Origin of the sequence: Cupriavidus sp. UME77 (assembly GCF_014170355.1) — a bacterium.
In the GTDB taxonomy this organism is placed as follows: domain Bacteria; phylum Pseudomonadota; class Gammaproteobacteria; order Burkholderiales; family Burkholderiaceae; genus Cupriavidus; species Cupriavidus basilensis.
Map to the genome: position 1 here is coordinate 52,740 of NZ_LZZU01000010.1, position 14,550 is coordinate 67,289.

At 65.7% G+C, this 14,550-nt stretch carries 12 protein-coding genes and 1 tRNA gene; 3 read left to right on the top strand and 10 right to left on the bottom strand.

Annotation, left to right across the window (positions count from 1 at the left end; all coding sequences use genetic code 11):
* Positions 1–137: 137 nt before the first annotated feature.
* Positions 138–213, bottom strand: a tRNA-Lys gene (locus A9975_RS04255).
* Positions 214–500: 287 nt separating this feature from the next.
* Here A9975_RS04255 and A9975_RS04260 point away from each other — a divergent pair.
* A complete protein-coding gene (locus tag A9975_RS04260; protein ID WP_006159541.1) occupies positions 501–764 on the top strand; it encodes a DUF1488 domain-containing protein in 264 nt (87 codons plus the stop codon).
* A 172-nt stretch (positions 765–936) separates the two neighbouring features.
* Here the strand turns inward: A9975_RS04260 and A9975_RS04265 are convergent, their stop codons facing one another.
* From A9975_RS04265 to hutC, 5 genes are all read right to left on the bottom strand, one after another.
* Positions 937–2,751, bottom strand: a complete 1,815-nt coding sequence (locus tag A9975_RS04265) for a SulP family inorganic anion transporter (protein ID WP_370563863.1) — start codon at positions 2,749–2,751, stop codon at positions 937–939.
* The gene (gene hpaR, locus A9975_RS04270) at positions 2,748–3,197 is read right to left on the bottom strand and encodes a homoprotocatechuate degradation operon regulator HpaR (RefSeq protein WP_150993045.1); all 450 of its coding nucleotides are present in this window, start codon (positions 3,195–3,197) and stop codon (positions 2,748–2,750) included. Before hpaR ends, A9975_RS04265 begins: the two co-directional genes overlap by 4 nt.
* A 97-nt stretch (positions 3,198–3,294) precedes the next feature.
* Entirely contained in the window at positions 3,295–4,092 is a 798-nt protein-coding gene (gene xth / locus A9975_RS04275) for an exodeoxyribonuclease III (protein WP_183031534.1), read from the bottom strand.
* 125 nt (positions 4,093–4,217) lie between these two features.
* Positions 4,218–4,613, bottom strand: a complete 396-nt coding sequence (locus A9975_RS04280; protein ID WP_183031535.1) for a hypothetical protein — start codon at positions 4,611–4,613, stop codon at positions 4,218–4,220.
* A gap of 35 nt (positions 4,614–4,648) precedes the next feature.
* A complete protein-coding gene (hutC, locus tag A9975_RS04285) occupies positions 4,649–5,362 on the bottom strand; it encodes a histidine utilization repressor (protein WP_183031536.1) in 714 nt (237 codons plus the stop codon).
* Positions 5,363–5,640: 278 nt separating this feature from the next.
* Here hutC and A9975_RS04290 point away from each other — a divergent pair, with 278 nt between their 5' ends.
* Positions 5,641–6,870, top strand: coding sequence for an MFS transporter (locus A9975_RS04290; protein ID WP_183031537.1), 1,230 nt, complete (start codon positions 5,641–5,643; stop codon positions 6,868–6,870).
* Between the two features lie 33 nt (positions 6,871–6,903).
* Here A9975_RS04290 and A9975_RS04295 read toward each other — a convergent pair whose 3' ends face one another.
* Positions 6,904–9,018, bottom strand: a complete 2,115-nt coding sequence (locus A9975_RS04295) for a M3 family metallopeptidase (protein ID WP_183031538.1) — start codon at positions 9,016–9,018, stop codon at positions 6,904–6,906.
* Between the two features lie 129 nt (positions 9,019–9,147).
* Positions 9,148–9,999 (bottom strand): bifunctional methylenetetrahydrofolate dehydrogenase/methenyltetrahydrofolate cyclohydrolase FolD, encoded by an 852-nt coding sequence (gene folD, locus A9975_RS04300; protein ID WP_183031539.1) that lies wholly within the window; start codon positions 9,997–9,999, stop codon positions 9,148–9,150.
* Between the two features lie 98 nt (positions 10,000–10,097).
* Here folD and A9975_RS04305 point away from each other — a divergent pair, with 98 nt between their 5' ends.
* Positions 10,098–10,790: a hypothetical protein gene (locus A9975_RS04305; RefSeq protein ID WP_183031540.1), complete on the top strand. Its 693-nt coding sequence runs from the start codon at positions 10,098–10,100 to the stop codon at positions 10,788–10,790.
* Positions 10,791–10,854: 64 nt separating this feature from the next.
* Here the strand turns inward: A9975_RS04305 and A9975_RS04310 are convergent, their stop codons facing one another.
* Both A9975_RS04310 and A9975_RS04315 read right to left on the bottom strand, forming a co-directional pair.
* Positions 10,855–11,487, bottom strand: a complete 633-nt coding sequence (locus tag A9975_RS04310) for a response regulator transcription factor (protein WP_006155997.1) — start codon at positions 11,485–11,487, stop codon at positions 10,855–10,857.
* A gap of 134 nt (positions 11,488–11,621) precedes the next feature.
* On the bottom strand, positions 11,622–14,210 hold the full coding sequence (locus A9975_RS04315) for a PAS domain S-box protein (RefSeq protein ID WP_183031541.1): 2,589 nt from the start codon (positions 14,208–14,210) through the stop codon (positions 11,622–11,624).
* Positions 14,211–14,550: the final 340 nt, after the last annotated feature.

The window sequence follows — 14,550 nt, forward strand, 5'->3', positions numbered from 1 at the left end:
ATCGCGGGCTTTTTTTTGTGCGTGTTTTTCGAGGGATGAATGGATGAATCGCCGGGGCCGTAGCAAGGGCGGTGACAGATGTGGAGCGCCAATGGAAAAAGCCGGAAGCATTGCTGCTTCCGGCTTTTAGAATTCGCTGGTGGGGCGTGAGTGACTCGAACACTCGACCTACGGATTAAGAGTCCGCTGCTCTACCAACTGAGCTAACGCCCCAACGAAGAAAAAGATTGTATCATGGTTTTTGAGTTTGTCAAACACCCTGCGTAATTTTTCCTGCATGAGGGTGCTCTGGAAATGCCGTGTGCGATTTCGCCGTCGTACGTGCAATGCCCGGGCAGCCTTGTTCCTTCTCCTTGCACCGAAGTCAGGCACTCACGCCGTGGGAACTCACCCGGGGTTTCGGCAGTCTTGCTTGGGGTGAGCGGGGCGTAGGCCTTTGCGGACGAGTCGGGCCGACCCATGTTAGGATGATTCTTCACTTGCAATGGAGGGCTGTACCGATGGATATCAAGTTCCAAGAGCAAGAGCGTTACGATATCAATAATGAAGGCTTGCTATTTCACGCCGTTGTCGACGGCCAACCAGTCACTTGCGTGGTGACCCGTGAAGCGCTGTGGGAAGGCTTCAGTGCCGACCAGGTGTTGTCGCTGGAAGAGGCGTTCCGCGCTGGACGTGAAACCATCGAGCGTGCCGCGGTGGTGCTGATCGAGCAGGGCGCTGCCCAGCCAGTGGTAGTCAAGCGCGCCCATGTGGCGCCGCTCTGAAGCGGATTCCAGTCCGGGCCGGTCATCGGTCCGATCCCGGGCTACCGCTTCAGGTCATTGCGGCTTCTCGCCGCCTGACGCCGGTTTCCCGCCGGCGTTTCTCTTTTTCATTCCCCGCGCTCATCACTGATCTTCCCGATCGCGCCGATTGTGCCGATCACGTTGATCGCGCTCAAGCCGGTTTTGCCGGGTAGCCCGGCCCGCCAGGGCGGCTAGCACATTCTTCGAAGATGCGTGCCTGGCATTGCGCGCAGCCCGCTGGATCGAGGCGCGCAATGATGGTGTGCAGCGCCTGCCGCTTGGTGGAAAAGATGTGCCCCTCGCCCAGCTTCAGCGCGAAGCCGGTCTGGTCCCACGTCTGCAGCACCTGCGTGCGCGGACGATGGAAATACAGGTCGCCGCCGGTGGCGCGCCGCTCGCTCAGTTCGCTTTCCCACATCTCCGCGCCGGCCAGGTCGATGAAGTTCATGCTCTTGGTCATGGCCAGCAGATGGATCTGGCCGGGATGGGCGTTGCGTGCCTCGTGCAAGCGGTCCGTCACGTACTGGACCGCGCCGAAGTAGATCGCGCCTTCCATGCGCAACAGCTTGAGCTGGGGGCATTCCGGCTGCGGGCGCTGCAGTTCGTCGAGCGGCGTAAAGCGCCGGTCGGGGTCGTCGGCGTCTGGCACCAGGCTGCGCACCGCCGGCCGCGAGGTGCGATAGAGATAGGCCACCAGTGACAGGATGGTGCCGAGCAAGACCGCCATCTCCAGGCGGATGGCCAGCGTGGCGACAAAGGTGCTGATGGCGATGGCGAATTCCGTGCGGCTCAGGCTGGCGATGCGGCGCAGCCGGCCGAAATCGAACAGGCCCCAGGCCACCAGCAGCAACATCGCGGCGATGGAGGCCAGCGGGATCTGCGCCAGCAGCGAGGCGCTGGCCGTGACCAGCACCACCAGCAGCAAGGCCGAGAAAATGCTGGCCAGCGGCGTCTGCGCGCCGGCCTCGTAGTTAGGCATGGAGCGGTTCAGCGAGCCGCAGGAGATATAGGCGGAGAACAAACCACCTGCGATGTTCGACAGGCCCTGCCCGATGAACTCGCGGTTGGCATCGATATGCTGGCCCGAGCGCAGCGCCACCGCCTTGGCGATCGAGATCGACTGGCCGAGTGCCACGATGGTCAGCGCGGCGGCGATGCCAAGCAGGTCTGGGATCGCCTGCCAGGAAATATTCGGCAGGTGGAAGGGCGGGATGGCCGACGGGATCGGCCCGACCACGTTGACGTGGTGCGCGCCCGCGCTCCAGCCCGGCGCATTGAGCAGCAGGGCGACGCCATAACCCGCCAGCAGGCCGATCAGCATGAAGGGCAGACGGCGCGAGACGCGCTTCACCGCTACGGTCACCGCCAGCGTGATCGCCGCTACCGTGAACGCGCTCCAGTTGATGCCGTCGGCGTTGTCCAGCAGAAAGCGCACCACGCCGAAGGCGCTCGTGCCCGTCGGCACGGCCAGCCCAAACAGGTCCTTGAGCGCATAGAGGCCGATCAGCGTCGCCGCGCCGCAGGTGAAGCCAAGCAGCACCGAGGGCGAGATGAAGTTGGCCAGCGTGCCAAGGCGCAAGGTGCCCACGGCAAGCTGCAGCAAGCCAACCATGATGGTGACGGCGAGCGCCAGGTTGATGTATTCGGGACTGCCGGCAAATGCCACCGGGCTCAGCATGGCGAACAGCGCCAGCGAGTTGGCGTTGGTCGGGCCGGACATCACATGCCAGCTGGAACCGAACAAGGCCGCCACGATGCAGGGAATCACGGCCGCGTAGATACCGTATTGCGGCGGCAAGCCGGCAAGCGTGGCGAAGGCCACGCCCTGCGGCAGTACCAGCACCGCGCCAAGCAGGCCCGCAACCAGGTCCGCACGCAAGGAGGCGCGGCTCACGCTGTGACGCCATGCCGGCAACAGGCGCCCGAGCATCCGGCCGGTCGTGCCCTGCACAGCCGGAGCGGTCATGCTTGCGGGTCTCGTTCGCTGAGGCTCACCAGCAATTCGTCGATCGCGCCATAGACCTTGCCCAGCCGCTCTGCGCCGATCATCTGCTCGAGCTGCTCATAGCGGCGGTCGATCAGCGGCTCCATCTCGGCGATCAGGGCACGGCATTTGTCGGTCAGCGAGATCAACTGGCGGCGCTGGTCCGTGGTGGAGCGCGAGCGCAGGATCAGGCCAGCTTCCTCCATGCTCGACAGCATGCGGGTAAGGCTCGGGCTCAGGATCAGGCAGGCATCGGCGAGCTGGTTAGGCTCCATCTCGCCTTGCTCGTTGAGGGTGCGCACCACGCGCCATTGCTGCTCGGTCATGCCATGCTGACGCAGGATGGGCCGGAAGCCCGCCATCAGCGTTTCACGGGCTTGCAGCAGCAGGTGGGGGAGGTTGCGGTGGCGGAAGGTAGCCGGTTTCATGCCCGCAAGTGTAGCCGTGCAGACGCCCGGACGCGAGCCGGTGGCTACCCGGATATGCCGGCCGCCGGCCTCGTGGCCGGCGCCTTGGCGCAACGCCTCAGCCCAGGTCGAGCGTGGCCACCACCGGCGTGTGGTCCGAGGGCTGCTCCCAGGTGCGCGGCACGCGATCGATCACGCAGGCGCTGCACGCCTCGCGCAGGGCCGGCGACAGCAGGATGTGGTCGATGCGCAGGCCGGCGTTGCGGCGGAACGCAAACATGCGGTAGTCCCACCAGGAGAAGCTCTTCTCCGGCTGCTCGAACATGCGGAATGCGTCGGTCAGCCCAAGTGCCTCCAGCGCCCGGAACGCATCGCGCTCCGGCGGCGACACCAGATTCTGCCCTTCCCACTTCTTGGGATCGTGCACATCCTGGTCTTCGGGCGCGATATTGAAGTCGCCCAGCAGCGCCAGCTTCGGGTACTTCACCATTTCCTCCTGCAGCCACGCGGTGATTGCCTGCAGCCAGCCGAGCTTGTAGGTGAACTTGTCGGAGTCCGGCGCCTGCCCGTTGGGGAAGTACGCGCACACCAGGCGCACGTCGCCATAGGTCGCCGCTACCACGCGCTGCTGGGGGTCGTCGAAGCCAGGGATATTGCGCACCACGTCGGTGGGCGTCGCCATGGTGGCGTTGCGCGCCAGGATCGCCACGCCGTTGTATGTCTTCTGGCCGGTGAACACACTGTGGAAGCCCGCGCTTTCCAGTTCGGCCAGCGGGTACTTGTCGTCGGGCATCTTCAGCTCCTGCAGGCACAGGGCATCGATCGGCGTATCGGCCTTTTCCTGCTCGATCAACCAGTCCAGTACCTGCGGTAGCCGGACCTTGAGCGAGTTGACGTTCCAGGTTGCGATTCTCATGTTCAAATGGCTTATTGATTGACGGTTGCCTGGGCGACACTGGAATTCGTCCCGGTGTCCCCCTGGTTTGCCCGCACATTATGAACGACCGCCGGGGCCACAGGCACTTCCAGAGGCAGGCGCCCTCAGGCCCAGGTCTCATGCAAGTGTCGCCACGTGACACGCGCATCTTTCCCTATCACGAACAGCGCCGAGGCACGCCGCTCGGAGGCGCCCGCGCTCCAGGCCTGCGTCTCCCGGTAGCTGACCGTGGCCGAGCGCGCGTCCTCATGCAAAAGCGTCAACTCATCAATCCTGATTTGCAGCCCGGGCCGGGCGCCGCGCAGTCGTGCGAACAACGCGGGAAAGCCGCCTGCCTCCATACGCGCACCGGTTGGCGAGATCATGCTGAAGTCCGGACCAAACCGTTTCAGCAGCGTCTCCAGTACGGCTTCGGGGCAAGCGGGGTTCGACAGCCATTGCTCGATCAGCACATGGGTGTCGGCGACTTCACGCAGGCAAAGCGCGGCGATGTCAGGCATGGATGGTGTTTCCTTCAGGAGCAGGCCGGGCGGCCCTATGGCTTGAACGAGCCCTCGATGGTGTAGCGCGATCCCGGATGGACCAGCCGCGCCAGCGTGATCGGCGAGCCCTGGCTTTCGGTGCGGCGGATCACGATCAGGCAGGGCTCGCTTGGCTTGACGCCCAGCAGCTCGGCCTCCTGCTCGGTGGGCAACTGCGCCTCGATGGAGTATTGCGCCTCCCATAGCGGTGCCACGGTCAGCAGGTAATTGGTGGGCGTGGTCTTGGTGAAATCCACGTCGAGATAGTCAGGCGCACGGGCGGGGTTGACGTAGCGATCCTCGCACAGCAGCGGCACGCCGTTCTCGCTATGCACGATCAAGGTGTGGAAGACCTTGCTGCCGACGGGCAGCCCGATGCGCGGCGCCAATGCCTCGGTGACGACTTCGGCGCGCGCCATGTGCACGTCGGAGCGGTGGCGGTGGCCCCGCTCAGTGATCTCGTCGTGCAGGTCGCGGATGGTCAGCGTGGACGATGCGCGATAGGGCTGGGTGGCGAACGTGCCAACGCCCTGCACGCGCTCCACCAGGCCTTCGGCCTGCAGTTCCCGTACCGCCCGGTTGGCGGTCATGCGGCTGACGCGGAACTGGCTGACCAGCTCGGATTCCGATGGCATCAGCGTGCCGGGTGGCCAGCGTCCGGCGCTGAGTCCGTCCTTCAGGTAGTTCTTGATGTGCGCGTAGGCGGCGGCGGGTGGCAGGTAGGTCATGGCACGCAGTTTACTTGACCGCGCTTGTCTAGCCAATTTCCATTGGCAGCGATTCTCCAAATTCAAGGCCGGCATGCGCCAGGAGAAAGGGGGCGGGTTTTGGCTGTGGGTTTGGCCCTGCTCAGGGTAATCCCGACTCGTTGATTTGTTGTCTTATCTTGTATATACAAGAATATGTGTCGCAATCGACGATTCCAGGATGCTGGAGGCGTGTGTGGACAGGCGAGAGGGTGACCGGAGACAACATGGCAAAGGTGAGCGCAAGGGCAAACGCGGGGATGAACATATTCCCGGGCTGGTATGTGGTTGGCGCGACACACGTGCTGCTGGCGCTGATATTTGGCGCCGCCTACTCGTTTGGCGCATTTTTCGCGAGCATCCAGGAAGGCTTCGGGGTGGGGAGTTCGTCGGCGGCTTCCGTGTTCTCGTTTACCGCGCTGATTTACTACGTGGTGGGCGTATTCTCCGGGTCCCTGGCCGACCGGATCTCCACCCGCCGGGTCATTGCAATGGGCATTGTCTCGCTGGCGCTGGGGTTTGCCATCGCCAGCATCGTCACGGATTCGCTGGCGGGGTTCCTGGTCGCCTTCTGCTCGCTGGTGGGCCTGGGTGTAGGCCTGGTCTACGTGCCAGCGGTGACGGCGGTGCAGCGCTGGTTCGTCAGGCACCGCAGCCGGGCGTCGGGTCTTGCGTTGGCGGGCACCGGGCTTGGCACGTTCATCGGACCGGTGGTGGCGGGCCTGCTGATGGAGCATATGAGCTGGCAGGCGACAATGCGCTGCTTCGCGCTGGCCATCGCCGTGGTCGGGTTGGCAATGGCAACGCTGCTAAAGGGGCGCCCGGAAGAGGCCGGCCTGTATCCCGATGGCGCGCCTGCGGCGCCTGGCGCAGCCCATTTGCCCCCGCCAACCGGGCTCAGCCTGGCGCAAGCCGTGCGCGGCGGGCGATTCTGGTGGTACTTCGGCGCCATCCTGCTGGGCTCGGTTGGCCTGTTCGCTGCGCTGGTCCATATCCATCCGTACGCGCGGCAGCACGGTTTGTCGTCCACGGCCGGGAATCTGCTGATCGGGCTGGTGGGTGCCGGCAATATCCTGGGGCGCCTGTTGCTGGGCGGGCTCGGCGACAGGCTGGGTCCAGGGCGGCTGCTCATGTGCCTGACGCTGATGCTCGCGCTGCTCAACGGCGTGTGGCTTGAGGCCACGAGCTTCCCGGCGCTGGCGCTGTTTGCCGTCCTGTTTGGCGCGGCTAACGGCGGTTGCATTTCCTTGTACCCGGCGCTGGCCGCGACATGGTTCGGCACGGCCAACCTCGGGGCGATCCTGGGTGCGCTGTATGTCGCGGTGGGCATTGCGGCGATGGCGGGCGGCAGCCTGGCCGGCTGGCTCTTCGATGCCTACGGCAGCTACTCGGTGGCGATTGCGGTGAGCGCAGGCTGCGCGTTGCTGTCGACCGCCTGCATTGCACGTGCGAGCCGCCATGAAAAAAGCGGCCCAGACCGAGCCGCTTAACCTTTTCTATTCTTCTATTGACGACGTGCGGCGTTAAGCCACCGCCATGCCGCCGTGCCGCAACAGTGCGTCGATCTGCGGCGCGCGGCCGCGGAACGCGGTGAACGATTCCATGGCTGGTCGGCTGCCGCCCACCGACAGGATTTCCCTGCGGTAGCGTGCGCCGGTCTCGGCGTCGAGCACGGTGCCGGAGAGCTTCGCGGCTTCCTCGAAGGCCGCGTAGACGTCGGCGGACAGCACTTCGGCCCACTTGTAGCTGTAGTAGCCCGCCGCATAGCCGCCGGCGAAGATATGGCTGAAGGTGTTCGGCCAGCGCGACAGCGGGTGCTGCGGCACCACATGGGCACGATCGTTGATCTCCCTGGACAGCGCCAGCACGGACTTCTCGCCCGCGGGGTCGAAGCTGGTGTGCAGGTGCATGTCGAACGACGAGAACACGATCTGGCGCAGCGTCATCATGCCGTTCTGGAAGTTCTTCGCGGCCAGCATGCGCTCGAACAGCTCGCGCGGCAGCGGCTCGCCGGTGTCGACGTGCGCGGTCATGTCGGCCAGCACCTCGTACTCCCAGCAGAAGTTCTCCATGAACTGCGAGGGCAGCTCGACGGCATCCCATTCCACGCCATTGATGCCGGACACGCCCAGCTCGCCCACCTGGGTGAGCATATGGTGCAGGCCGTGGCCGAACTCGTGGAACAGCGTGATCACTTCGTCGTGGGTGAAGACAGCGGGCTTGCCACCCACCGGCGCCGTGAAGTTGCAGGTCAGGTAGGCCACCGGGGTTTGCACGCGGCCGCCATCCAGCAGCTTGCGGCCTCGGGCGTCATCCATCCACGCGCCGCCGCGCTTGCCTTCGCGGGCGTAAAGGTCGATGTAGAACTGCGCCAGCAGCTCGCCCTCGGGCGAAACGACGCGGAAGAAGCGCGCGTCTTCGTGCCACGTCTGGGCCTGGTCGGCTTCGATGCGCACCGAGAACAGCTTCTCCACCACGCCGAACAAGCCCTTGAGCACCTGCGGCTCGGGGAAGTATTGCTTTACCTCCTGCTCGGAGAAGGCGTAGCGCCGCTCGCGCAGCTTTTCCGACGCGTAGGCTACGTCCCAGGGCGAGAGGTCGCTCAGGCCCAGCTCGCTTGCGGCGAATGCCTTGAGCTCTGCCCAGTCCTTCTCGGCATACGGACGCGCCTTGGCGGCCAGTTCGTCCAGGAAGCGCAGCACTTCGGCCGGGGATTGCGCCATCTTGGGCACCAGCGAGACCTCGCCGAAGGAGGCGTAGCCGAGCAACTGCGCTTCTTCGCGGCGCAGCGCGAGCTGCTCGCGCATATTGGCCGTGTTGTCCCACTCGGCCTTGCCCTGGCCGTACTGCTCGGCCAGTTCCGAGGCGCGGGTGACGCTGGCCTCGTACATGGTCTGGCGCAACGCGCGGTCGTCCGCGTATTGCAGCACCGGGAAGTAGGAGGGGAAGTGCAGGGTGAATTTCCAGCCCGGCTTGCCGTCTTTTTCAGCGGCATGGCGCGCGGCCTCCAGTGCGTCTTCCGGGATGCCGCTCAGGCGGCTTTCGTCCTCGATCAGCAGCGCGTAGGCATTGGTGGCATCGAGCACGTGGTCGGAGAAGGCCTTGGACAACTGGGCCTGCTGTTCCTGGATCGCGGCAAAGCGGGGCTTCTTGTCTTCGGGCAGTTCGGCGCCGCCCAGGCGGAAACCGCGCAACTCGTTTTCCATCAATTGGCGCCGAGCCGTGCTCATGGTGGCGAATTCGGGGCTCGCGGCGATGGCCTTGTACTTGTCATAGAGCGCCAGGCTCTGGCCCAGCGACGACCAGAACTCGGTCATGCGCGGCAGGTTGTCGCTATGCGCCTGGCGCAAGGGCGGCGTATCCGCCACCGCACTCAGGTGGCCCACCACGCCCCAGGCGCGTCCCAGCGGCTCGGTGGCGGCTTCCAGCGCTTGCACGGCATTGGCCCAGGTGGCTTCGGTGGCCGGGTCCTCGGCGCGGTCGACGGCGGCTTGCGCGGTCGCCAGCAGCACGTCCAGCGCCGGGCCGATGTGCTCGGGGCGGATCTCGGAGAAACGCGGCAGGTCGGTGAAATCCAGCAGCGGATTGTCGCCGTTTGCGTGATTTGCAGCGTTGGCTTGGTTGGCGGCTTGATCCATGACGTCTCTCTTGGCAGGGCCTGTAAGGGCAATGCCCCGCACATTGGGGCGGGGCGGCAGGATTTCCAGTGCCAGGCAGTACCCGGCGCGCACGGCGTCGGCACTGTCCGTGGCAGACCGATACGATGTTCAGCCGGCCGCGCGCTCGGCGGCTTCCAGCGTATTGATCAGCAGCATCGTAATGGTCATCGGGCCAACGCCGCCCGGCACAGGGGTGATGTAGCCGGCGACTTCCTTGACGCCGTTGAAGTCGACATCGCCGCACAGCTTGCCATTGTCGTCGCGGTTCATGCCCACGTCGATCACGGCTGCGCCGGGCTTGACCATGTCAGTGGTGATGATGTTGCGCCGGCCCACGGCGGCCACGATCACGTCCGCGTCGCGGGTATGGGCGCCCAGGTCGCGCGTCTTGCTGTTGCAGATGGTGACGGTGGCGCCTGCCTGCAGCAGCAGCATCGCCATCGGCTTGCCGACGATGTTGGAGGCGCCGACCACCACCGCGCGGGCGCCGCGCAGCGGGAAATCGACCGATTCCAGCATTTTCATGCAGCCATAGGGCGTGCACGGGCGGAACAGCGGGGCACCGGTCATCAGGGCACCGGCATTGGCCACGTGGAAGCCGTCCACGTCTTTTTCCGGGGCGATCGCTTCGAGCACTTTGTGGCTGTCGATATGCTTGGGCAGCGGCAACTGCACCAGGATGCCGTGGATGTGCGGGTCGCGGTTCAGGGCGTCGATGCGGGCCAGCAGGTCGGCCTCGGACAGGTCGGCGGGGTAGCGGTCGAGCGAGGAATGAAAACCATTGTCGTCGCAGGCCTTGACCTTGTTGCGCACATAGACCTGGCTTGCCGGGTCTTCGCCCACCAGGACCACGGCCAGGCCGGGCCGGTGGCCGCGTTCGGTCAGGCGGGCGGCGCGCTGGGCGGCTTCGGTACGGAGTTGCTTGGCAAGGGCGTTGCCGTCGATGAGTTGGGCTGGCATGGGGATGGGCGCTGGAGAGCTGGAGGTGGTCAAAGCGGAATTATAAAGGTTGACGCAACCCGGGGCGCAGGAGAGTAGGGCGCTGGTAGCATGGCTGCATGGATGCCCTGACCCCTTTTGCCACCGCCGCGGCGGCCGAGCATGCCGTCCTCATCGTGCTCAGCCTGGCCGCCATGGCCTGGGCGCTAAGCCGCCGGCCTTGGCAGCTGCTCAGGCGCGACGATTTGCAGCATGGCTGGCTGGGCGCACTGGTGTTGCTGGCGCTGCTATGGACGGTCCGCGCGACGTTGCCCGGCGGGCTGGCGATCCAGCTGTTCGGCGCCACCCTGATGGTGACCCTGTTCGGGCTGCCGCTGGCCTTGCTGTCGCTGTTCGTGGTGGATCTGGTGTCGTTCCTGGGGCTGGGCTACCTGGCTGGCGACACCTGGGCCCGGCTGGACTGGGCGGCGCCGTGGCCGCGCTATGTCTGGATGGGGTTGTTGCCGGCCTTGCTGTCGGCCGCGCTGCAGGGGGCCATGCGCCGGCTGCTGCCGCGCCATCCCTTTGTGTTCATCCTCGGCCATGGCTACTTTGCCGCCGGGCTGGCCGCCCTGGGCGCGGGGGCGGCGCGCGCGGTCTGGCGTAGCTACAGCGTGGGCGATGGCGTGCTGTCGCTACCCGATACGCTGACCGCCGTGCTGATCCTGGCGTTTGGCGAAGCCTTTCTCACGGGCATGCTGGTGGCGGTATTCGTGGTCTACAAGCCGCAATGGGTCGTGACCTTTCGCGACGAGGAGTACTTAGGGCGTTGAGCTGACACCCCCCGCAAGCTCGGCGGGGGGCTTCGGTGCTGGCCAGGCTGTTTCAGCTATTGCTTCAGCTGTTTTTGGACAGGGCCAGGCGAAGCAGGTCGGCCACGGTGTTGACGTTGAGCTTTTCCATGATGTTGGCGCGGTGCGCCTCCACGGTCTTGATGGAAATGCCCAGGTCGTCGGCAATCTGCTTGTTCAGCCGGCCGGCCACGATGCGCTCCAGCACCTGCTGCTCGCGCGTGGTGAGCTTGCCCAGCAGGTCCTTGGCGGCGCGCTGCTCGCGGGCGGCGGAATGGTCGGTGCGGGCCTTTTGCAGCATGCGCTCCACCAGCGATCGCAGTTCGGACTCATCGAACGGCTTTTCGATGAAGTCGATTGCGCCCTTCTTCATGGTGGAGACTGCCATCGGCACATCGCCGTGGCCGGTGATGAAGACGATCGGGATATTGATGTTTTCCGCGATCATGCGTTCCTGCAGCTCGGGCCCGCTCATGCCCGGCATCCGCACGTCCAGGATCAGGCAGGAGACCTGGCCCGAGTCGTAGGCGGAAAGGAACTGTTCGGCGCTGGTAAAGCTGCGAACCTGGTAGCCATTGCCCTCCAGCAGCCAGGTCAGCGAGTCGCGCATGGCTTCATCGTCGTCGACGATGAAGACGGTCTCGCCGCGGTGGGAGGTGGGGTTTGGCGTTACGGTCATGAAGTCTCCTGGGACATCAAAGTCATTTGCCGCCAAGTGTAACCGGGCCGGGCGGCAAGCGACAGGGGCGGCCCTGGCGCGCCTGATCCTGTCTTGTCAATGCCGCGCGGCCCGCTCGGCGTCGTGTTGGCCGATTATTGGTCGATCAGTGCCGGCTGCAGCGGCAGCATGATCTTGAACGTGCAGCCGATGCCGTCAGCATTGTTCTCCACCCACAGGCGCCCCTGGTGGGACTCGATGATGGAGCGGCAGATATTCAGCCCCATGCCCATGCCGTCGGACTTGGTGCTGAAGAACGGTTCAAACAGGCGTTCCTTCGTGGCCTCGTCAACGCCGGGGCCCTGGTCGATCACGTCGATGCGCATGTTCGGGCCGATCTCGCCCGGCTCGATGCGCGCGTGCAGGCGCACCACGCCGGTGGCGCGCAGCGCGGGCAGCCCGGCCATGGCCTCGACGGCGTTCTTGAGCAGGTTGACCAGCACCTGCTCGATCAGCACCGGATCGACGAACAGCACCACCGGCGGCGCCGGCAGCCGGGTCAGGATGGTGACGCGGCGGCGGGTGGCCTCCAGGTCGGCCAGCCCGACCGCGTCGGCCACTATGTCATGCAGCGCGGCTTCGCGGCGCTGGGGCTGGCTGCGTTTCACGAAGCCCCGGATGCGGCTGATGATGGTGCCGGCGCGCACGGCCTGCGCGGAGGTCTTTTCCAGGATCGGGATCAGGTCCTCGGCGGTGCTGCGCCCGGAGCGCAGCCGGGCCACCGCGCCCATGCAGTAGTTGTTGATTGCCGCCAGCGGCTGGTTCAGCTCATGCGCGAGCGACGACGCCATCTCGCCCATGGTGGTCAGGCGGCTGGTGAACTGCAGCCGTTCCTCATGCTGGCGCGCCATTTCCTCGGCGGCCTTGCGCACCGTGATGTCGGTGGCGATCTGCATCTGCGCCAGGTGGCCGTCGACCCACTGAATGTAGCGGCGGCGCACTTCGAACCATTTCTGCATGTCGGGAACGAAGACTTCCCGCGCGTCCGAGGAGTAGGGCATCAGCTCCGAGGCAGGCAGGCCGGCGTAGGCGTCGACGAAGTCGGTGGCGTCGCTGGAGACCTGCTCCTTGTCGACTTCGCCGCCGGCCAGCTTCAGGTGGCCCTCGGCTTCCCAGCCGAACAGCTGACGGTAGTAGCGGTTGGCGAACAGCAATTCGGGCTTGTCGGTGGCCAGCACGGACACCGCGGCGTCCAGGCTCTCCAGCACCGTGGTGAAGCGGTCGTGGGCGGCGGCGAGTTCCTCGCGGGCGCGCTTGGGCTCGGTGATGTCTGTCATCGAGGCCATCCAGCCGGTGTGCCTGCCGCGGCTGTCCACCAGCGGCGAGACATACATGCGGGCGTAGAAGCTGCTGCCGTCGCGCCGCATGGCGCGCATCTCATAGCCGCTGGCCGGGGACTTGCCCTGCAGCGTCAGGTCGATCTGCTTTTGCATCTCCTGATGGTCGTTGGGCGGCCAGTAGGGGAAGGGCGGCACGCGGCCGACCAGGTCGCTGTCCTGCCAGCCGGTCATGCGGCAGAAGGCAGGATTGACGTAGGTGATGCGGCCGTTCAGGTCGAGCGCACGCAACCCGATCAGCATCGAGTTTTCCATCGCGCGGCGAAATGACGTCTCGGCCAGCAGGGCGCGCTGCGCCTCGGAGCGCCGGCTGGTGTGGCGCCACATGCTCCACAGGCTCCACAACAGGAAGCACGACAGCCCCACCACTAGCCACAGCAGCATGTTGTTGGGCAGGTTGGAGGCGGGCGGGTAGGCGTCGGCGCGCAGCGACAGCGAGTGCCCCGGCGGGTCCAGCAACACCTCGTAGGACAGCGCGTTGCCCGGCACCGGCCGCAACGAAGTGCTGGCGCGGATCTGGTTGTTCTTGTCGATCAGCGAGAAGCGGTAGCGCTCGGTCAGCTCCGGCGGCAGCAGGTGGGTCAGGATGCCGTTGATGGAGTAGAGCGCGCCCAGGGTGCCGAGGAACTCGTTGTCCCGCACGATCGGCACCTCCATCAGCATGAAGCTGTCGCCGCGGTCGTTGACCAGCGGGCGCGAGTACACCACGCGCTGGGTTTCGCGGGCGGCGTCGAAGGTATCGAGCACCTCGGGCTCCAGCGGCTGGTCCTGGGTTTCGCGCAGCCGGCTGGCGAATTCGGAGGTGGACGGCAGCGACCAGCGCCCGCGCCGGGTCGCGTCCAGCCAGTTGACGAAGACGATTTCCGGGTTCTCGCGCAGGATTTCCTGCGCGGCGGTGCGGTAGGCGCCCTGGTCCAGCTGGGCGGCGGCGATGTCGCGCGCCAGCGAGGCCAGCTGGTCCTGGTTGCTCAGCAGGGACAGGCGCACGCGCTGCTGGGCCCAGGCCGCGTCGCGATAAAGCGCGTCGCGTTGCTGCTGGCGCTCGGTTTCATGGAGCGACCACAGGATCACGCCCATCGCCACCGTGAACAGCACGATTGCCACCAGCGGGATGAACATGAACCAGCTGGTCGCCACCAGGTTGCGCCAGCGCAGCCACCACAATCCGCGCGGCGGCCCGTTGACGGCGGCGGGCTCGTCCACGTGGCCAAGCGTATCGAGGGGCGTCAGCGGGTTGGGCGGGGCGACCAGCGTAGGGTCGCTGCCGCTCGCCTTGGCGGAGCCGGAAGCGGAGGGAGGGACGACTGCGGCGCGGAGGTGGGAAAAGAAATCTTTGAGGGACGGCATGGTGGGATTGACGACTGACCGACCAGTGTAGCGGGATTGCGGCGCCCCGTCGCTTGGGGTAAGCGCCAATGCGGCGCTGCGGCATTCCTGTCGAAGGCGCGGCGGGTGAATGGCGTTTGGCGGCAAGGGCTGGCGCAGTTTTGTGGTGCGCTGCCGCAATATTTCATATTGTAAGAAACCATATCGCAATTTGAAAATTGGGCTTGTCTTGCCCAATGTGCTTCCATAGAATCGGTCCGACCGAAAAGTGCGGACGGCAGTGCTGCGTCCGGTCCTGCCAGCCTCGCTGGCAAGCCCGGGTGAGGCGCTAGCGAAGGACCGTGCGAAGACACTCGCGGCC